Here is a 17,766-nt window from a genome sequence, read left to right on the forward strand (position 1 = left end):
CGGAGCTGCGGCCCTCGGTGGGGTGACCATAGGATCAGCGACGAGGCCACGTCAGCCGATCTGAGTGGAATTTGAGGATCACGATCCGGACACACGCTCGGCGAACGCTGTTCACACGGCCCCCGCGCGGGCACAGTGACACCGTCCGCGAGCCCCGGCGGAGGTGGTCGCGGAGCCCCGGTGCCGGTGGGCGGCGCCCGGCCGAGCCTGGCGTCCGCGCGTTCGCTGGCCCATACTGCGCAGAACCGGGACCTGCCCGGCAGGGGGCCGTGCCGATCGCGCGGCGACCGCGGGACAGCCCCCGGGAAGCCGTCCGGGAGAGGAGGAGAATTCATGCGACTGCTGCTCGTCGAGGACGACGAACGGGTGGCCGCCGCGCTGGTCGCGGTCCTGGGCCGGCACGGTTTCCAGGTCCGGCACGCCCGCAGCGGCCACGAGGCGCTGGACGCCCTGGTCCCGGACGGGAACGAGCCCTACCGGGTGGTTCTGCTCGACCTCGGGCTGCCCGACCGGGACGGCTTCGAGGTCTGCAGCCGGATCCGGGCCGGCAGCGGCGTACCGGTGATCATGGTGACCGCGCGCGCCGACATACGCTCCCGGATCCACGGCCTCAACCTCGGCGCCGACGACTACATCACCAAGCCGTACGACATGGGCGAGCTGCTCGCCCGGATCCACGCCGTCGCCCGCCGCGGCGCCGCGCCCGCCGCCGTCGCCGCGCCCACCCCGGACACCCTCCCGCGGCAGGGCGGCCCGCTGGAGTCCCGCGGCATCGTGATCGACCGCGAGCGCCGCCGGGTCAGCGTCGACGGCCGGGACGTGCCGCTCACCCGCAAGGAGTTCGACCTGCTGGCGCTGCTCGCCCAGAGCCCCGGCGTGGTCTACCGCCGCGAGCAGATCTTCAGCGAGGTCTGGCGCAGCGGCTGGGAGGGCAACGGCCGCACCCTGGAGGTGCACATCGGCTCGCTGCGCACCAAGCTCGCCCTGCCCGGCCTGGTCGAGGCCGTCCGCGGGGTGGGCTACCGGCTGATCCCGGAGTGCCCGACCGCCGCCGCCGACAGCTCGGCCCAGGCCCGCGCGGAGCGCTGACCGCACGTGCGCACCCGCCTGCTGGGCATCCTGATCGCGCTGACGCTCTGTGTGCTCGCCGCGCTCGGCCTGCCGCTCGCCGCCGCGTTCGCCGCCGCCGAGCAGAGCCGGGTGGTGGTCGACCGCCTCGACGACGCCGCCCGGTTCGCCCAGGACCTGCCCACCTCCGGGGTCTCCGGACTGGAGTCCGCGCTCAAGGGCGACCCGCAGCCGGCCCCCGGCGACCTCAGCCGCCGGCACGCCCTGGACGCCGAGGTGGTGCGCTACCACGAGCTGTACGGGGTGCGGATCGGCATCTTCCAGCGCGACGGCATGCCGATAGCGGTGGCCCCGGCCGACTGGCGGGTGCCCTCCAGCGGCTGGGGCGACCAGGCCTTCCAGGAGGCGCTCGACGGCCGGCGCAGCCACAACCCGCCGCAGGTCTGGCCGTGGACCCCGGACCGGACGCTCACCGTCGCCACCCCGGTGGTCCGTGACGGCGACGTGGTCGCGGTGGTGCTCAGCGAGTCCCCGACCGGCGCCCTGCGCACCCGGGTGGTGCGCAAGTGGCTGGTGATCGGGGCCGGCGAGGCCGCCGCGATGATCGTCGCGGTGCTGCTCGCGGCCCGGCTGACCGAGTGGGTGCTGCGCCCGGTCCGCACCCTGGACCGGGCCACCCACGACATCGCCACCGGCCGGATGAACGCCCGGGTGGCGCCCGCCGGCGGGCCGCCCGAGCTGCAGCGGCTCGCCCGCTCGTTCAACGAGATGGCCGACCACGTGGTGCTCGCCCTGGACCAGCAGAAGGCCTTCGTCGCGGACGCCTCGCACCAGCTGCGCAACCCGCTGGCGGCGCTGCTGCTGCGGGTCGAGCTGCTGGGCCTGGAGCTGCCGGAGGGGCACGAGGAGGAGCTCGGCGGGGTCCGCGAGGAGGGCACCCGGCTGGCCCGGGTACTGGACGACCTGCTCGGTCTGGCCACCGCCGAGCACGCCCGCCCCGAACCGGAGCCCACCGACCTGGCCACGCTCACCCTGGCCCGGGTGGACGCCTGGCGGCCGCTGGCCGCCCAGCGCGGCATCGAGCTGGCCTGGGAGGGTCCGGCGCTGGCGCTCGGCCTGGCCGACCCGATCGGCTTCGGCAGCGCGCTGGACGCGGTGGTCGACAACGCGCTGAAGTTCGGACCGGCGGGCAGCCGGGTGCGGGTGATGGTCGCGGTGCGGCGCGAGGAGGTCGCGGTGATCGTCTCGGACCAGGGTCCCGGCCTCACCGAGGAGGAGCTCTCCCGGGCCGGCGACCGCTTCTGGCGCAGCACCCGCCACCAGAACGTGGATGGTTCGGGCCTCGGCCTGTCGATCGCCCGCACCCTCCTCCAGGCGGCCGGCGGCTCCCTCACCTTCGACACCGCGGTCCCCTCCGGCCTCGCCGTCACCCTCGCCGTGCCGCGCGCCACCCGGAAGGACGGACCGCGGGCGTCAGGGCAGGGCCGGGCGGATCAGGGCTTGACCGAGCGGTAGTAGCGGGCGGCGCCCTCGTGGAGCGGGAGGGGGTCGGTGTAGACGGCGGTGCGCAGGTCGACCAGCTGGGCGGCGTGCACCTGGGCGCCGATCTGGTCGCGGCTGTCGATCACCGCCCGGGTCATCCCCTGGACCAGGTTGTCGTTCACGTCGGCGCGGGTGATCAGCAGGTTGGGGACGGCGACGGTGGCGACCGCGTCCTGGGGCTCGGCGTTGGGGTAGGTGCCCTTCGGCATGGTGGCGGCCCGGTAGGCGTCCGTCCCGCCGCCCTCGACCATGTGGACCGCCTCGGCGAGGTCGCCCAGCGGCACGAGCCGGATCCGGACGTGCTCGGACAGGTCGGTGAGCGCGCTGGTGGGCAGCCCGCCCGACCAGAAGAAGGCGTCCAGCTCGCCGCGCCGCAGCCCGTCGGCGGCGTCGCCGATGCCCAGCGGGGCGGGCTTGATGTCGTGGTCCGGGTCCAGCCCGGCCGCGGCCAGCAGCCGCCGGGTCACCAGGTTCACCCCGGACAGCGACTGGCCGACGCCGACCCGCAGGCCCTTGAGGTCGGCGGCGCGGTGCACCGGGGAGCCGGCCGGCACGATGAGCTGCAGGTAGTCGTCGTAGAGCCGGGCGATGGCCCGCAGCTTCTCCCGGCCGGGGCCGGTGTACTGGGCCACCGCGTCGGCGGTGGCGATCGCGAAGTCGTCCCGGCCGGAGGTGACCCGGGCGAGGTTGTCGAGCGAGCCCTCGGAGTTGTCCAGCTCCAGGCGCACCCCGGGCATGGACTTGGCCAGATGGGCGTCCAGCAGCTGCCCGTACCGGTCGTACACCCCGCGCTGGACGCCGGTGGCCAGCCGGGTCTCGCCGCGCGGGTAGCCGGTCGAGCCGGTCTCCGACAGCCACCAGCCGCCCAGGCCGGTCAGCAGCATCACCAGGGCCAGCACGATCCGCCACAGCGGCCGCCGGGCGGCGGCGCGCAGACGCGAAGAAGTGCTGGAGGCCATGGAGGGATAGTGCCAGGCGCGTGCGGAGAACGGGAGGGGGAGCGGGGGAGCGCGGGCCCCGCGGGGCGCCCGGGCCCGGTGGTGGGCGCCCGGGCGGCCGCCGGGAAAGAGTTGCTTCACCGGTGCCCGTACCCTGGTCGGGTGAGCGGTGACAGCGGATCGAAGAGCTACAAGGTCGTCACGTACGGCTGCCAGATGAACGTCCACGACTCGGAGCGTCTCTCCGGGCTGCTGGAGGACGCCGGGTACGTCAAGGCGGGCCAGCAGGGCGACCCCGACCTGGTGGTGTTCAACACCTGCGCGGTGCGGGAGAACGCCGACAACAAGCTGTACGGCAACCTCGGGCAGCTGGCCCCGGTCAAGAGCCGTCACAAGGGCATGCAGATCGCGGTCGGCGGCTGCCTGGCGCAGAAGGACCGCGACACCATCGTCGCCAAGGCCCCCTGGGTCGACGTGGTGTTCGGCACCCACAACATCGGCCACCTGCCGGCCCTGCTGGAGCGGGCCGCGGTCGAGCGCAAGGCCCAGGTCGAGATCCTGGAGTCGCTGGAGACCTTCCCCTCCACGCTGCCCACCCGCCGGGAGTCCGCCTACGCCGCGTGGGTCGCGATCTCGGTCGGCTGCAACAACACCTGCACCTTCTGCATCGTCCCCGCGCTGCGCGGCAAGGAGGAGGACCGCCGCCCCGGCGACGTCCTCGCCGAGATCGAGGCGCTGGTCGGCGAGGGCGTCATCGAGGTCACCCTGCTCGGCCAGAACGTCAACGCCTACGGCTCCGACCTGGGCGACCGCGAGGCCTTCTCCAAGCTGCTGCGCGCCGCCGGCCAGGTCGAGGGCCTGGAGCGGATCCGCTTCACCTCGCCGCACCCGCGCGACTTCACCGACGACGTGATCGCCGCGATGGCCGAGACCCCGAACGTGATGCACCAGCTGCACATGCCGCTGCAGTCCGGCTCGGACCGCGTCCTCAAGGCGATGCGCCGCTCCTACCGCCAGGACCGCTTCCTCGGCATCATCCGCAAGGTGCGGGAGGCGATGCCGGACGCGGCGATCTCCACCGACATCATCGTGGGCTTCCCCGGCGAGACCGAGGAGGACTTCGAGGAGACCATGAAGGTCGTCCGCGAGGCCCGCTTCACCAACGCCTTCACCTTCCAGTACTCCAAGCGCCCGGGCACCCCGGCCGCCGAGATGGACGACCAGATCCCGAAGGCGGTCGTCCAGGCCCGCTACGACCGGCTGATCGCCCTCCAGGAGGAGATCTCCTGGGAGGAGAACAAGAAGCAGGTCGGCCGCACCCTGGAGGTCCTGGTCGCCGAGGGCGAGGGCAAGAAGGACGACCGGACCGACCGGCTCTCCGGCCGCGCACCGGACAACCGGCTGGTGCATTTCAACCCGAGCATGCGAGGGGTGAACGGCCAGCACAGCAGCCGGCCCGCCGAGCCGGTCCGCCCGGGCGACATGGTCACCGTGGAGATCACCTACGCCGCCCCGCACCACCTGCTGGCCGAGGGGCCGGCGCTCGCGGTGCGGCGCACCCCGGCCGGTGACGCCTGGGAGAAGCGCCGGGCCGTGCCCGCCGCCAAGCTGGCCGGCGTGATGCTGGGCCTGCCGTCGATCGGCGCCCCGCAGGCGCTGCCCCTGGCCGCCCCGGCCGGCGGCGCCTGCTGCGGGGACTGACCCGACCGCGTCCGGAACGGCCCGGTGGGACCGCACGGTCCCACCGGGCCGTTCTGCGTTCTCGGTCGGACACGCCCTAGAGTGATCCACATGCTGGTTGCCGCCGCCGTGTGCCCCTGTCCGCCGTTGCTCGTCCCGGAGGTCGCCGCCGGGGCGGCGGCCGAGCTGGAGCCGCTGCGCGCGGCCTGCGACGAGGCGGTCGGGGCGGTGCTCGCGGCCGGGCCGGAGCTGATCGTAGTGGTCGGCACCGGGCCGGAGGCCGAGGTGTGGACCGAGGGCGGGGCCGGCTCCTTCCACCGGTACGGCGTGCCGCTGGTGGCCGCGCTGCCGGGTGGCCGGGCCGAGGGGCCGGAGCTGGCGCCCTCGCTGACCGTCGGCGCCTGGCTGCTCGGCCGGGCCGGAGTGACGCTGCCGACGCACGCCTGCGCGGTGCCCGCCGACGCGCCCGCCGACCGGATGCTCGGGCTGGGCCAGGGCCTGGCCGGGCTGGCCGAGCGGGTCGGGCTGCTGGTGATGGGCGACGGCAGTGCCTGCCGCTCGCTGAAGGCGCCGGGCTACCTGGACGAGCGCGCGGAGGGCTACGACGCCGCCCTCGCGCGGGCGCTGGGCGCGGCGGACACGGCGGCGCTGGCCGCGCTCGACCCGGGCCTGGCCGCCGAGCTGAAGGCCGAGGGCCGGGCGCCCTGGCAGGTGCTGGCCGGCGCCGCCGAGGGCGCCGGCCTCACCGCGCGGCTGGGGTACCAGGACGCGCCGTACGGGGTCGGGTACCTGGTCGCCTCCTGGAGCTGAGCCCCGGGCCGGTCAGCCGGTCAGCCGGTCGGTCCGGGGGTGGTGCCGCCGGTCGGGCCTCCGGGGGTGCTGCCGGGAGGCGTGCCGGGGGTGGCGCCTGGAGGCGTGCCGGGGGTGCTGCCGCCCGCCGGGCTCTCCGGCGTGGTGCCGGGGGCGCCGGGGGCTTCCTCGGGCTTGTGGGCGAAGTCGTCCACCGCGGTCCTGGCCTTGCTGGTGCCGTGTTCGATCTTCTCGCTGTACTTGCCCTTGGTGGCCTTGTCGATCGCGCCGCCGGCCTTCTCCACCGCGCTCCCGATCTGGTCGCTGTGCTTGCCGGCGAACTCGCTGGCCTTCCCCTTGAGCTCCTCGGCCTTGACCTTGAGGTTGTCCATCAGACCCATGGCGCCTCACCCTTCCTCTTCTGTCTCTCTCACAACGTCCGCCACTCCCGAACCGTTCGCAAGGGGAGGCGGTGGCCGAAAACGGGTGCAACCGGGTGCCCCGCCGGCGGGCCGGCGTTGTTTGGCAGACTTGACCGGTGAGCAGCCCCACTACCGTCCAGCCCAGCCGCCCCCGCGTCGTCTCGGTCGTCGGCGCGACCGCCGCCGGCAAGTCCGACCTCGCCGTGGCCCTGGCCCGCGCCCTCGGCGGCGAAGTGATCAACACCGACTCGATGCAGCTCTACCGCGGCATGGACATCGGCACCGCCAAGCTCACCGCCGCGGAGCGCGGCGGGATCCCGCACCACCTGCTGGACATCTGGGACGTCACCGAGGCCGCCAGCGTCGCCGAGTACCAGCGGCTGGCCCGGGCCGAGATCGACCGGCTGCTCGCGGCCGGCCGCACCCCCGTCCTGGTCGGCGGTTCCGGCCTGTACGTCCGGGCGGCGATCGACGAGATGGAGTTCCCGGGCACCGACCCGGCGGTCCGCGCCCGGCTGGAGGAGGAACTGGAGCGGGTCGGCCCGTTCGTGCTGCACGGGCGGCTGGCCGAGCTGGACCCGCCCGCCGCCGAGGCGATCCTCACCAGCAACGGCCGGCGGATCGTCCGCGCGCTGGAGGTCATCGAGATCACCGGGCAGCCGTTCACCGCCAACCTGCCGAGCAACACCGCCGTGTACGACGCGGTGCAGATCGGGGTCGCGGTGCCGCGTCCCGAACTGGACGAGCGGATCACCCTGCGGGTGGACCGGATGTGGCGGGACGGGCTGCTGGACGAGGTGCGGGAGCTGGAGAAGCTCGGGCTGCGCGAGGGGCGGACGGCCTCCCGGGCGCTCGGCTACCAGCAGGTGCTCGACCACTTCGCCGGTACCTGCACCGAGGACGAGGCGCGGGCCGAGACCGTGCGGGCCACCAAGCGGTTCGCCCGCCGGCAGGAGTCCTGGTTCCGCCGGGACGACCGGATCCACTGGCTCGCCCGGCCCGCCGGGACCGACCCGGTGGAGCTGCTCGACCGGTCGCTGGAGCTGATCGGGCGTCAGTAGTCCGGCGTCCGTAATCCGGCGCCCGCCAGGCGGTTTCCGGCCATCCGGCGGTGCAGTTGCGCGCGCAGACGGCCGTGCAGAACAGCTCGGCGGTCACGGCCGGATCACGTGATGGCCACGGATCACCCGCCGACCCCGGTCAGGCCCGGAACGCGGCCCTGAACATGCCATCATCGAGGTCATAAGGGTCGGCCCGGGTGGGCCGACCGTGCCAGGCCGCGAGTCCGCACTCGTGTCGAACTGTCAGGGGAGGCCGCGTGTCCACGGGTACCGGCCCCGGCCGGAGCGCCAGACGGCCCCTGAACGGCGGGCCCGGCAGCGGCGGCGCCACGGCGCAGGCCGCCGACCTCGACGCCTCGACGCTGCCCGACCTGCCGGTGCTGCCCGGCCTGGACTCGCCCACCTCCTACGCGGTCGCGCTGCCGGTGCTCGACACCCGCGCCCCCGCCGGCGCGGTGCACGAGCGGGAGATCCGGCCGCGCCGCCGGCTCCGCTGGTGGCAGACCCTGCCGATCGCGCTGCTGGCCACCGCCGGGTCGCTGATGTTCGCCTTCCCGCTGGCCTTCGGTTCGGCCGGGACCGGCTCGGCGATGATCGGGATGCTCGGTCTGCTGCTGACCGCCGCCTCGCTCGGCTGGGGCGCGATGGCCGCCCGGCACGCCGGCTACGAGTGGCCCGGCCTGCCGCGCCGCGGTACCGGTGAGCGGGCCGGGTGGAAGACGATCGTGATCTACACCCTGATCGTGCTGGCCGCCTGCGCGCTGGCCCTCTGGCGGGTCGTCCGACTCTCCGGACGGTAGCGCCGGCCGCTCCCTCGACCCGCTGCCTGCCCGCTCCCGGCCCGTCTGTGGTCCGTCCACGGGGCGGAACCGGAGGACGGGGGTCCGGGGCGCGTCGGTACCATCGGGAGGGTGACCGCATCCTCCGCGCAGCCCGTCGGCCTCCCCTTTCTCAAGGGGCACGGCACCCAGAACGACTTCGTCATCGTCCCCGACCCGGACGGCCGGCTGACGATCGGCCCCGAGGCCGTCGCCGCGCTGTGCGACCGCCGCGCGGGCATCGGCGGGGACGGGCTGCTGCGCGTGGTGCGCTCCGCCGCCGACCCGGCGGCGGCCGACCAGGCCGACCGCGCCGAGTGGTTCATGGACTACCGCAACTCCGACGGCTCGATCGGTGAGATGTGCGGCAACGGCGTCCGGGTCTTCGCCCGGTACCTGGTCGAGGCCGGACTGGTCGGGCCGGGCGCGCTGCCGGTGGCCACCCGGGCCGGACTGCGGACCGTGCTGGTCGCGGCGGACGCCGAGGACGGCACGCCCGGCGAGATCACCGTGGACATGGGGCGCGCCGCGCTGCCCGGCCCGGACGGCATCGAGGTCACGGTCGGCGGGCGCAGCTGGCCCGCGCTGAACGTCAACATGGGCAATCCGCACGCGGTCGCCTTCGTCGAGAGCCTGGACCACGCCGGCGAGTTGCGGACCGCGCCGGCGACCAGCCCCGAGGGCGCCTACCCGGAGGGCGTCAACGTGGAGTTCGTGGTGGACCGGGGGCCGCGGCACGTCGCGATGCGGGTGCACGAGCGCGGTTCGGGCGAGACCCGCTCCTGCGGCACCGGCGCCTGCGCGGTCGCCGTGGCCGCCGCCCGGCGGGACGGCGTGGACCCGGCGGTCACCGGCGAGGCCGTGACGTACACGGTCGACGTGCTGGGCGGCCGGCTGACGATCACTGAGCACCCGGACGGCCGGGTGGAGAAGACCGGACCCGCCGTCATCGTGGCCCGCGGCGAGCTGGACCCGGCCTGGTCGGAGCTGATCCGCGGCGTGTGACCGCCCGGACTGTCCTGGGCCGTCGTGAGGTACCGGGCCGCGGTGCGGTGCTGACCGGCCGTCGCCGATCGCGTTTGCCCAATTCGTACGGGATCGAATCCCCCCGTTCGAGTGACAGCGATGACGGACGGGAAGCGGGGCGTCGCGGAACGTGCTCTGCTCGGTAGCATGGACCACCGGGTCGGCCCACGCCCCCGGTACTGCTGCCGGAGGTGCCGATGACCATCGAAGCCGGTCAGCCCCTGGCGGGGCAGCCGACGTCCGCACGGCAGGCCGGGCCCAGACGCCCGCTCGGCGGACTGGGCCGGGTCGCGCTCGGCCGCGCCGGCCGGGCCGCGCTGCTGGCCACCGGCCGTCCGCCGGTGCCGGACGCCCTCGAACCGCTGGTCCAGGCCCACCGTCGGCACCATCCGCAGGCCGACCTCGGCCTGCTCGGCCGGGCCTACCGGCTGGCCGAGGAGAGCCACCGCGGCCAGAAGCGGAAGAGCGGCGAGCCCTACATCACCCACCCGCTGGCCGTCACCATGATCCTGGCCCAACTCGGCGCCGGCACCACCACCTTGGTCGCCTCGCTGCTCCACGACACGGTGGAGGACACCGACCTGACGCTGAGTCAGGTGGCCGAGGGGTTCGGTCCCGAAGTCGCCTACCTGGTCGACGGGGTGACCAAACTGGAGAAGGTCGACTTCGGCGCGGCGGCCGAGGCGGAGACCTTCCGCAAGATGCTCGTCGCCACCGGGGACGACGTCCGGGTGATGGTCATCAAGCTCGCCGACCGGCTGCACAACATGCGCACCATCCGGCACATGAAGCCGGCCAGCCAGGTGCGGATCGCCAAGGTCACCCGGGACGTGCTGATCCCGCTGGCCGAGCGGCTCGGCATCCAGGTGCTCAAGGCGGAGCTGGAGGACATCGTCTTCGCCACCCTGCACCCGGAGGAGCACGCCCGCAGCCGCGCCCTGCTGGCCCGGCACGAGGACGGGCCGGACACCCTGCTGGCGCCGTTCGCCGGGGCCCTGGGCCGCCAGCTCGCCGAGGCCGGGATCGCCGCGGAGGTCACCGTCCGCCCCCGGCACTGCGTCTCGCTGCACCGGGTGCTGCTCAAGCGGGACGCCGCCCCCGGGCGGGACGGCCGGCCGCAGGAGCCGCAGCCGGCCGACTTCGGGCGGCTGCTGGTGGTGGTCGAGGAGAACGCCGACTGCTACGCCGTGCTCGGCGAGCTGCACACCTGCTGGACGCCGCTGCCGGGCGAGTTCAAGGACTTCGTGGCCGCGCCCAAGTTCAACCTCTACCAGTCGCTGCACACCGCGGTGGCGCTGGCCGGCGGCGAGGTGGTCGAGGTGCTGGTACGCACCCGGCGGATGCACGCCGTCGCCGAGACCGGGGTGGTGGCGCTCGGCGACCCCCGCCAGCCCGGGGCGCGCGGCGGCGAGCAGGCCGCGGACGAGCTGGACCGCACCGACCCGGCCCGGCCCGGCTGGCTCTCCCGCCTGCTGGAGTGGCAGCAGGAGACCCCGGACCCGGACGCCTTCTGGTCCGCGCTCACCGCCGACCTCGCCGGGGACCGCGAGATCACCGTGGTCACCGAGCTCGGTGAAACGCTTCAGCTCCGGGCCGGCGCGACCTGCGTGGACGCCGCCTACCTGCTGGGCGAGGAGACCGGGCACCGATGTATCGGGGCGCGGGTGAACGGCCGGCTGGCGGCGCTCTCCACCGTGCTCCAGGACGGCGACCGGGTGGCCATCCTCACCGACGGCTCGGACGGGCCCGGCGGTTCCGACGGGCCCGGCGGCGTCGAAGGGGCGGCGCCGGGTGGTCGGCGCCGGGCCGAGCCGTCCGGCCCGGCCCCCGAGTGGCTCGCGCACGCCCGCACCCCGGCCGCCCGGCTCGCCATCGAGCGCTGGCTGGCCGACCACCCGGCGCGCCGCCCGGTCGTCCGCACCGGCCCCTCGGCCGGCCAGCCCGCGCCGCCCGCCCACCCGGTCGCCGCCGGACGGCCCGCCGCCCCGGTCACCGCGGCCGACCGCCCCGGCGCGCCCGTCCGGCTGGCTCGCTGCTGCACCCCGGTGCCGCCGGACGAGATCGTCGGCTACCCGATCCGCGCCGGCGCGGTCGCCGTGCACCGGTCCGGCTGCCCGGCGGGGGAGCGGATGCGGGCCGACGGACGCGGCGCGCTGGAGGTCAGCTGGCGGCCCGGGGGAGCCCCGCCGACCGGCTTCCGGGCCACCCTGCGGGCCGAGGCGCTCAACCGGCCCCGGCTGCTCGCCGACCTCACCGCGGCGATCTCGGCGGAGGGCGTCGGCATCGTCTCGGCGGAGGTCGAGCCGCCCCAGGAGCTGCGGGTCCGGCACACCTACACCGTCGAGCTGCCGGACCCGGCCGTGCTGGCCGCCGTGCAGCGGGCCATGCTGCGGGTCTCCGGGGTATACGACGTGGAGCGCCCGCACGCCCCGGCGGGCGGCGGCCCGGGCCGGGCTCCGGCCGCCCAGCCCGCCCCGGTCGGCCCCGGCCGACCCGCCCGCGGACGACCCGGCGCCGCCGGAGGGAAATGGGGATGACCCGCACGCGCCCGGCGTGCGAACATCATGGGGAATTCACGGCCGGACCGCGGCGTTCAGGGGGCAGAGGAGTCTCTGCCCGACCCGCGGCCCCGAGGGGTAGCTCACACCTCGCCCGAGCGGTAGACGGGGCGGCAGCTGGGCAGACTCCCGGCACGACCGTCCGTACGGTCGCGCACAGGCCACCCGTTCCAGCAGCCTAAGGACAGAATGACCTCCACGTTCGACACCCGCGACCACGCCGACGCCCCGCGCCGCCTGGACGGACTGCGGGCGGAAGCCCTCATGGACGAGGACCTCGCGGCCATCGACGAGGACCTCGACCACCACTACGACGGCGACCAGTACGACCGCAGCGAGCGCGCCGCGCTGCGCCGCGTCGCCGGCCTCTCCACCGAGCTCGAGGACGTCACCGAGGTCGAGTACCGCCAGCTCCGCCTGGAGCGCGTGGTGCTCGTCGGTGTCTGGACCGACGGCACGCTGGAGGAGGCGGAGAACTCGATGGCCGAGCTCGCCGCGCTGGCCGAGACGGCCGGTTCCGAGGTGCTGGACGGCGTCATCCAGCGCCGTGACAAGCCCGACGCGGCCACCTACATCGGCTCCGGCAAGGCGAAGGAGCTGCGCGACATCGTCGCCGCCACCGGCGCCGACACCGTGGTCTGCGACGGTGAGCTCACCCCGGGCCAGCTGATCCAGCTGGAGGACGTGGTCAAGGTCAAGGTCGTCGACCGGACGGCCCTGATCCTGGACATCTTCGCCCAGCACGCCAAGTCCCGCGAGGGCAAGGCGCAGGTCTCGCTGGCGCAGATGCAGTACATGCTGCCGCGCCTGCGCGGCTGGGGTCAGTCGCTCTCCCGGCAGATGGGTGGTGGCGGCTCCGGCTCGTCCGGCGGCGGCATGGCCACCCGTGGTCCCGGTGAGACCAAGATCGAGACCGACCGGCGCCGGATCCGCGAGAAGATGGCGAAGCTCCGCAAGGAGATCGCCGACATGAAGAAGGGCCGCGACACCAAGCGCCAGGAGCGCAAGCGCCACCAGGTGCCGTCCGTGGCCATCGCCGGCTACACCAACGCCGGCAAGTCCTCCCTGCTCAACCGGCTCACCGGCGCGGGCGTGCTGGTGGAGAACTCGCTGTTCGCCACCCTCGACCCGACCGTGCGCCGGGCGCAGACCCCGAGCGGCCGGGTCTACACCCTGGCCGACACCGTCGGCTTCGTCCGGCACCTGCCGCACCACCTGGTCGAGGCGTTCCGCTCCACCATGGAGGAGGTCGCCGACGCGGACCTCATCCTGCACGTGGTCGACGGTTCGCACCCCGAGCCGGAGACGCAGCTGGCCGCCGTCCGCGAGGTCGTCGTCTCGGTCGACGCGCAGAACGTGCCGGAGATCGTGGTGATCAACAAGGCCGACGCGGCCGACCCGCACGTGCTGCAGCGCCTGCTGCGCCGCGAGCCGCACGCCATCGTGGTGTCGGCCCGCACCGGCGCGGGCATCGAGGAGCTGCTCAAGCTCATCGACGACGAGCTGCCGCGTCCGGCCGTCGAGGTGCACGCGCTCGTCCCGTACACCCAGGGCGCGCTGGTGTCCCGGGTGCACGCCGAGGGCGAGCTGCTCGGCACCGAGCACACCGGTGAGGGCACCCTGCTGCACGCCAAGGTGCCGGCCGAGCTGGCCGCCGAGCTGGAGTACTTCGCGGTGGCGCTGACGCCCCGCGGCTGAGCCGCCCGGCCCGGCCGCACCGCACGCGAACGGCCCCGGTCCCCTCCCGCGAGGAGAGGGGGCCGGGGCCGTTCACACGCCCTGGTTGTTCCCGTCGGCTACTTCTTCTTGTTGGCGATCCAGTCCAGCGCCTGCTTGGCGACCGTCTGCAGGTACGGCCCGCTCAGCGAGGTGTGGTCCTGGGTGCCGATCGAGGTGTTGGAGACCAGCGCGAGCTTGCCGTCCGGCATCGGCGCGAACCAGCCGCCGCCGCTGGAGCCCTGGGTCATGTTGCACCCGACGGTGAGCATCGAGGGGCGCTTCGGGTCGAAGGAGAGCCGGGTCGGCTTCCCACCCTCGCACTTGTACAGCTCCTGGCCGTCGAACGGCTTGTACAGCGGATAGCCGACGGCCGTGACGGAGAGCTTGTCGCGCGGGGCGTCGAACCAGACCGGGACGGCTCCGCCGACCGTCTCCTCCAGCGACTTGCCGGTGTCGTTCTGGTTGCTCACCCGCATGATCGCGAAGTCGTACTGGTTCGCGGCGTCACCCGTCTCGCCGCCCTCGACCAGCCACTGCGGCGAGGTGACCACGTCCTTGGCCCACCAGGTGCCGAGCGGCGCCAGCTCGGCCAGCGGCGCCTTCTTGCCGCCGCTGGACGCGCCCGAGTTGTTGTAGGCGGGGACGAACACGAGGTCCTTGAAGTAGCTGCCGCCCTTGCCCGGGTGGACGCAGTGGCCGGCCGTCCAGACCAGGTTGCTCTTGCCCGGGTGCGCCGGGTCCTGGACCACGGTGGCCGAGCAGTTGCCGCGCCCGCCCTCGGCGGAGAAGAAGACCTTCCCCGACGGCTGCTTGGTGTACGGACGCGGCACCGGCACGGCCTTGACCACGGGCGGCTCGGGGTCGGTGACCCCGGCGTCGTCCGCGGGCTTGGCGGTGGGCGGCGCCGGGTCGGCCGGCTTGGAGTCGCCCATCTTGTCCGGGTTCCAGAAGTCCTTGACGATCGGGTTGTTGAAGACGTGCTTGGACGCCCAGTTGTCCCAGTCCTCGAACTTCCACTTCGTCAGGTCGTCCCAGCTCTTCGGCAGGCCATCCAGCAGGCCGGTCGGGAGGCCGGTGGGCAGGGTGATGCCGCCGATCGCGCCGCTGCCGCTGCCGCCCCCCGAGGCGGAGGCGGAGGCGGAGACGCCCGGCGAGGGCGGCGGGGCGGCGGTCCCCCCGCCGCCCGAAGGCCCGTCGGGGCCGCAGGCGGTGACGGCGAGCAGGGTCCCCGCGGCGAGGACCGCGGCCGCGGCTGACCGGTGGATCGCTGGCATGGGTGCTGTCCCCCTGGTAGTTCGGTGTGGGCGGCGGACCGCCGTCCTGGAGTCTGCCACTGGCCACCAGGACGGCACCGGGCGGCCCCCGGTTGCGGCCGGCCGCGGCGGTCACCGATCTGTGACGTGCGGGCGGCCGGATCGTTGGCACAGGGGGCCCGCGTTCCCTCCCGGACGGTGAACATTCACCGATCTTCACCCGGACGAGTGAGCTGTCCTTGTGATCACCCGTCAGGGATAGCTAACCCTTACCTGACGCGACGGTGCGAGCGCCCGCCAGTTATCTCCACCCCACGCGCGTCGGCACTCCACGCGCACCAAGGAGCAGCATTGAGCACCGCCCTCACCGGAGCCCCGCCCGCCGTCCCCGCCCGCCGCCCCGGCCCCGCCGCCGCGAGCCCGGTCCAGACCGACCGGCTGCTCCACCCGGACCCGGCCGTCGCCGCCGAACAGGCCGCCCTGGAGGCCCTGTTGCGCTGCTGGGCCCGGGAGACCGGCGCCGCGCCCGGCCCGGACGGGCAGCTGCGGATCGCCGTCCTCGGCGGTGCCGCCCGGCTCTCCGCCCCCGTCCGGCACTGGTCGCCGGCCGGCTGGCACCGGTTCGGCCCGGCCACCCTCGCGGCCGGCACGGCGGGGGACCTCGGCGACGCCCCGGTGGACGCCGTCACCGCCGCCGCCCTGCTCGCCGCCGCGGCCGCCGCCCGGCCCGACCCCGGGCAGATCGCCGACCTCGCCGCCCGGGTCGCCGACTCGGTGGTCCGCACCGCCGACATCCTCACCCACCACCGCGCCGCCACCGCCCCGGTGCCCGGCGGGCCCGAGCGCTCCGAGTTCCTCGCCGCCGAGCAGTCCCTGCTGCTCGGACACCCGCTGCACCCCACCCCGAAGAGCCGCGACGGCCTCGGCCCCGCCCAGAGCGCCGCCTACTCGCCCGAACTGCACGGCTCCTTCCAACTGCACTGGTACGCCGTAGACCGCGAGCTGCTCGCCGCGGGCTCCGCCCTCACCGAGAGCGCCGACCGGATCACCGCCCAGCTCCTCGGCGACCCCGCCCTGCTGCCGCCCGGCACCGCCGCCCTGCCGCTGCACCCCTGGCAGGCCCGCGAACTGGCCCACCGCCCGGCCGTCGCCGCCCTGCTCGCCGACGGCCGGCTGCGCGACCTCGGCCCGGCCGGCGCCGCCTGGTACCCGACCTCCTCGGTGCGCACCGTCTACCGGCCCGGCACCCCCTGGATGCTCAAGCTCTCGCTCGGCCTGCGGATCACCAACTCCCGCCGGGAGAACCTCCGCAAGGAGCTCCACCGGGGCCTGGAGATGCACCGGCTGCTGGAGAGCGGCCTCGGCGCCGAGTGGCGGGCCGCCCACCCCGGCTTCGACATCGTCCGCGACCCCGCCTGGATCGGCGTCGACCACCCCGGGCTCGGCGACCCCGGCGGCCTGGACACCGTGCTGCGCGCCCAGCCCTTCGCCCCCGGCGACCGCGCCTACTGCGTGGCCGGGCTGGTCGCCGAACGGCCGCACCCGGCGGGCGGCGCCGAGGAGCCCGACACCGTCCCGTCCCGGCTCGGCGACCTGCTGCGCGCGCTCGCCGCCCGCACCGGCCGGCCGCTGCCCACCGTGGCGGCCGAATGGTTCCTGCGCTACCTGGACGCCGTGGTGCTGCCCGTCCTCTGGCTGGACGGCCGGGCCGGCATCGCCCTGGAGGCCCACCAGCAGAACAGCCTCGTGCTGCTCGACGCCGACGGCTGGCCGAACGGCGGCCGCTACCGCGACAACCAGGGCTACTACTACCGGCACAGCGCCGCCGACCGGCTCACCGCCCGGCTGCCCGGCCTCGGCGCGCGCAGCGACACCTTCCTCGACGACCCGGTGATCGACCACCACTTCGCCTACTACCTGGGCATCAACCACGTGCTCGGCCTGGTCGGGGCCCTCGGCTCGCAGCGGCTCGCCGACGAGGCCGTGCTGCTGGCCGCACTCCGGCGCTTCCTGGCCGGACCGGCCGCGAGTGCCACCGGCTCCACGCTGCCCGGCCTGCTGCTCGACGCCCCGACCCTGCCCTGCAAGGCCAATCTGCTCACCCGGATCCAGGGGCTGGACGAGCTGGTCGGCCCGGTCGCCACCCAGTCCGTCTACGTCGACCTCCCCAACCCGGTGGCCGGCGCGTGAACGGGCCGACGGGGGGCGGCGGCGTGGTGGGGGACGAGCCAGGGGGCCGTCGCGTGGTCCGGGACGAGCCCGGGGGCCGTCGCGTGGTCCGGGACGAGCCCGGGGACCGTCGCGTGGTCCTGGACGAGTCCGACGACCCGGCCGGGTGGGGTGCCATGGCCACCGCCGCCGGGGAGTTCCGGCTCCGCCCGGTCCGGCTCCCCGCCGACCTCGGCCTGCTCACCCGCTGGATGAACGACCCCGAGGTCGCCGCGTTCTGGGAACTCGCCGGCCCGGCCGCCGTCACCGAGCGGCACCTGCGCACCCAGCTCGACGGCGACGGCCGCAGCCTGCCCTGCCTCGGCCTGCTCGACGACACCCCGATGAGCTACTGGGAGGTCTACCGCGCCGACCTCGACCCGCTCGCCGCGCACTACCCGGCCCGGCCCCACGACACCGGCGTCCACCTGCTGCTCGGACCCGCCGACAGCCGCGGCCGGGGCCTCGGCGCCACCCTGCTCGCCGCCCTGGCCGACCGCCTGCTGCGGGAGCGCCCGCACTGCGAGCGGGTGGTCGCCGAACCCGACCTGCGCAACCGGCGCTCCGTCCGCGCCTTCCGGCGGGCCGGGTTCCGGCTCGCCGCCGAACTCGACCTGCCCGACAAGCGGGCCGCCCTGATGGTCCGCGACCGCACCCCGCACCCCGCCTAGGACTGCACCCGCC

The 17,766-nt window shown here is 75.0% G+C and carries 14 protein-coding genes; 11 read left to right on the top strand and 3 right to left on the bottom strand.

Going from position 1 to position 17,766, the window contains the following annotated elements; all coding sequences use genetic code 11:
* Positions 1-333: 333 nt before the first annotated feature.
* Positions 334-1,089, top strand: coding sequence for a response regulator transcription factor (locus tag ACFP3U_RS21630; protein ID WP_380227233.1), 756 nt, complete (start codon positions 334-336; stop codon positions 1,087-1,089).
* Positions 1,090-1,095: 6 nt separating this feature from the next.
* Positions 1,096-2,583, top strand: a complete 1,488-nt coding sequence (locus ACFP3U_RS21635) for a sensor histidine kinase (RefSeq protein WP_380227234.1) — start codon at positions 1,096-1,098, stop codon at positions 2,581-2,583.
* Here ACFP3U_RS21635 and ACFP3U_RS21640 read toward each other — a convergent pair.
* On the bottom strand, positions 2,562-3,569 hold the full coding sequence (locus tag ACFP3U_RS21640; RefSeq protein WP_380227235.1) for a TAXI family TRAP transporter solute-binding subunit: 1,008 nt from the start codon (positions 3,567-3,569) through the stop codon (positions 2,562-2,564). The genes ACFP3U_RS21635 and ACFP3U_RS21640 overlap by 22 nt on opposite strands.
* Before the next feature lie 141 nt (positions 3,570-3,710).
* Between ACFP3U_RS21640 and miaB the strand changes: the two genes are divergently transcribed.
* Together miaB and ACFP3U_RS21650 are read left to right on the top strand one after the other, a co-directional pair.
* Entirely contained in the window at positions 3,711-5,249 is a 1,539-nt protein-coding gene (gene miaB, locus ACFP3U_RS21645) for a tRNA (N6-isopentenyl adenosine(37)-C2)-methylthiotransferase MiaB (protein ID WP_380227236.1), read from the top strand.
* Positions 5,250-5,339: 90 nt separating this feature from the next.
* On the top strand, positions 5,340-6,038 hold the full coding sequence (locus tag ACFP3U_RS21650) for a class III extradiol dioxygenase subunit B-like domain-containing protein (RefSeq protein WP_380227237.1): 699 nt from the start codon (positions 5,340-5,342) through the stop codon (positions 6,036-6,038).
* A gap of 20 nt (positions 6,039-6,058) precedes the next feature.
* Here the strand turns inward: ACFP3U_RS21650 and ACFP3U_RS21655 are convergent, their stop codons facing one another.
* Complete coding sequence (locus ACFP3U_RS21655; RefSeq protein WP_380227238.1) at positions 6,059-6,418, bottom strand: antitoxin; 360 nt, start codon at positions 6,416-6,418, stop codon at positions 6,059-6,061.
* A gap of 137 nt (positions 6,419-6,555) precedes the next feature.
* On the opposite strand from ACFP3U_RS21655, the gene miaA reads away from it, so the two are divergent.
* From miaA to hflX, 5 genes are all read left to right on the top strand, one after another.
* Positions 6,556-7,500 carry a tRNA (adenosine(37)-N6)-dimethylallyltransferase MiaA gene (gene miaA, locus ACFP3U_RS21660; RefSeq protein ID WP_380227239.1) on the top strand — a complete coding sequence of 315 codons (945 nt, stop codon included), beginning with the start codon at positions 6,556-6,558 and terminating at the stop codon, positions 7,498-7,500.
* Between the two features lie 257 nt (positions 7,501-7,757).
* Complete coding sequence (locus tag ACFP3U_RS21665) at positions 7,758-8,300, top strand: hypothetical protein (protein WP_380227240.1); 543 nt, start codon at positions 7,758-7,760, stop codon at positions 8,298-8,300.
* A gap of 111 nt (positions 8,301-8,411) precedes the next feature.
* Positions 8,412-9,323 carry a diaminopimelate epimerase gene (dapF, locus tag ACFP3U_RS21670; protein ID WP_380227242.1) on the top strand — a complete coding sequence of 304 codons (912 nt, stop codon included), beginning with the start codon at positions 8,412-8,414 and terminating at the stop codon, positions 9,321-9,323.
* 218 nt (positions 9,324-9,541) lie between these two features.
* Complete coding sequence (locus tag ACFP3U_RS21675) at positions 9,542-11,881, top strand: RelA/SpoT family protein (RefSeq protein ID WP_380227243.1); 2,340 nt, start codon at positions 9,542-9,544, stop codon at positions 11,879-11,881.
* 210 nt (positions 11,882-12,091) lie between these two features.
* Positions 12,092-13,600 carry a GTPase HflX gene (hflX, locus tag ACFP3U_RS21680; protein WP_380227244.1) on the top strand — a complete coding sequence of 503 codons (1,509 nt, stop codon included), beginning with the start codon at positions 12,092-12,094 and terminating at the stop codon, positions 13,598-13,600.
* 98 nt (positions 13,601-13,698) lie between these two features.
* On the opposite strand, the gene ACFP3U_RS21685 is transcribed toward hflX, so the two are convergent.
* The gene (locus tag ACFP3U_RS21685; RefSeq protein ID WP_380227245.1) at positions 13,699-14,895 is read right to left on the bottom strand and encodes a trypsin-like serine peptidase; all 1,197 of its coding nucleotides are present in this window, start codon (positions 14,893-14,895) and stop codon (positions 13,699-13,701) included.
* Positions 14,896-15,225: 330 nt separating this feature from the next.
* On the opposite strand from ACFP3U_RS21685, the gene ACFP3U_RS21690 reads away from it, so the two are divergent.
* Positions 15,226-17,064 carry an IucA/IucC family protein gene (locus tag ACFP3U_RS21690; RefSeq protein WP_380227246.1) on the top strand — a complete coding sequence of 613 codons (1,839 nt, stop codon included), beginning with the start codon at positions 15,226-15,228 and terminating at the stop codon, positions 17,062-17,064.
* Positions 16,956-17,753 carry a GNAT family N-acetyltransferase gene (locus tag ACFP3U_RS21695; RefSeq protein ID WP_380227278.1) on the top strand — a complete coding sequence of 266 codons (798 nt, stop codon included), beginning with the start codon at positions 16,956-16,958 and terminating at the stop codon, positions 17,751-17,753. Before ACFP3U_RS21690 ends, ACFP3U_RS21695 begins: the two co-directional genes overlap by 109 nt.
* Positions 17,754-17,766 lie beyond the last annotated feature (13 nt).

It is taken from the genome of Kitasatospora misakiensis (assembly GCF_042656005.1).
In the GTDB taxonomy this organism is placed as follows: Bacteria; Actinomycetota; Actinomycetes; order Streptomycetales; family Streptomycetaceae; genus Kitasatospora; species Kitasatospora misakiensis.

Coding starts and splice junctions, on each gene's coding strand:
- ACFP3U_RS21685 (WP_380227245.1), bottom strand. CDS start 14,895: ATGCCAGCGATCCACCGGTCAGCCGCGGCCGCGGTCCTCGCCGCGGGG.
- ACFP3U_RS21655 (WP_380227238.1), bottom strand. CDS start 6,418: ATGGGTCTGATGGACAACCTCAAGGTCAAGGCCGAGGAGCTCAAGGGG.
- hflX (WP_380227244.1), top strand. CDS start 12,092: ATGACCTCCACGTTCGACACCCGCGACCACGCCGACGCCCCGCGCCGC.
- ACFP3U_RS21650 (WP_380227237.1), top strand. CDS start 5,340: ATGCTGGTTGCCGCCGCCGTGTGCCCCTGTCCGCCGTTGCTCGTCCCG.
- ACFP3U_RS21675 (WP_380227243.1), top strand. CDS start 9,542: ATGACCATCGAAGCCGGTCAGCCCCTGGCGGGGCAGCCGACGTCCGCA.
- ACFP3U_RS21630 (WP_380227233.1), top strand. CDS start 334: ATGCGACTGCTGCTCGTCGAGGACGACGAACGGGTGGCCGCCGCGCTG.
- ACFP3U_RS21640 (WP_380227235.1), bottom strand. CDS start 3,569: ATGGCCTCCAGCACTTCTTCGCGTCTGCGCGCCGCCGCCCGGCGGCCG.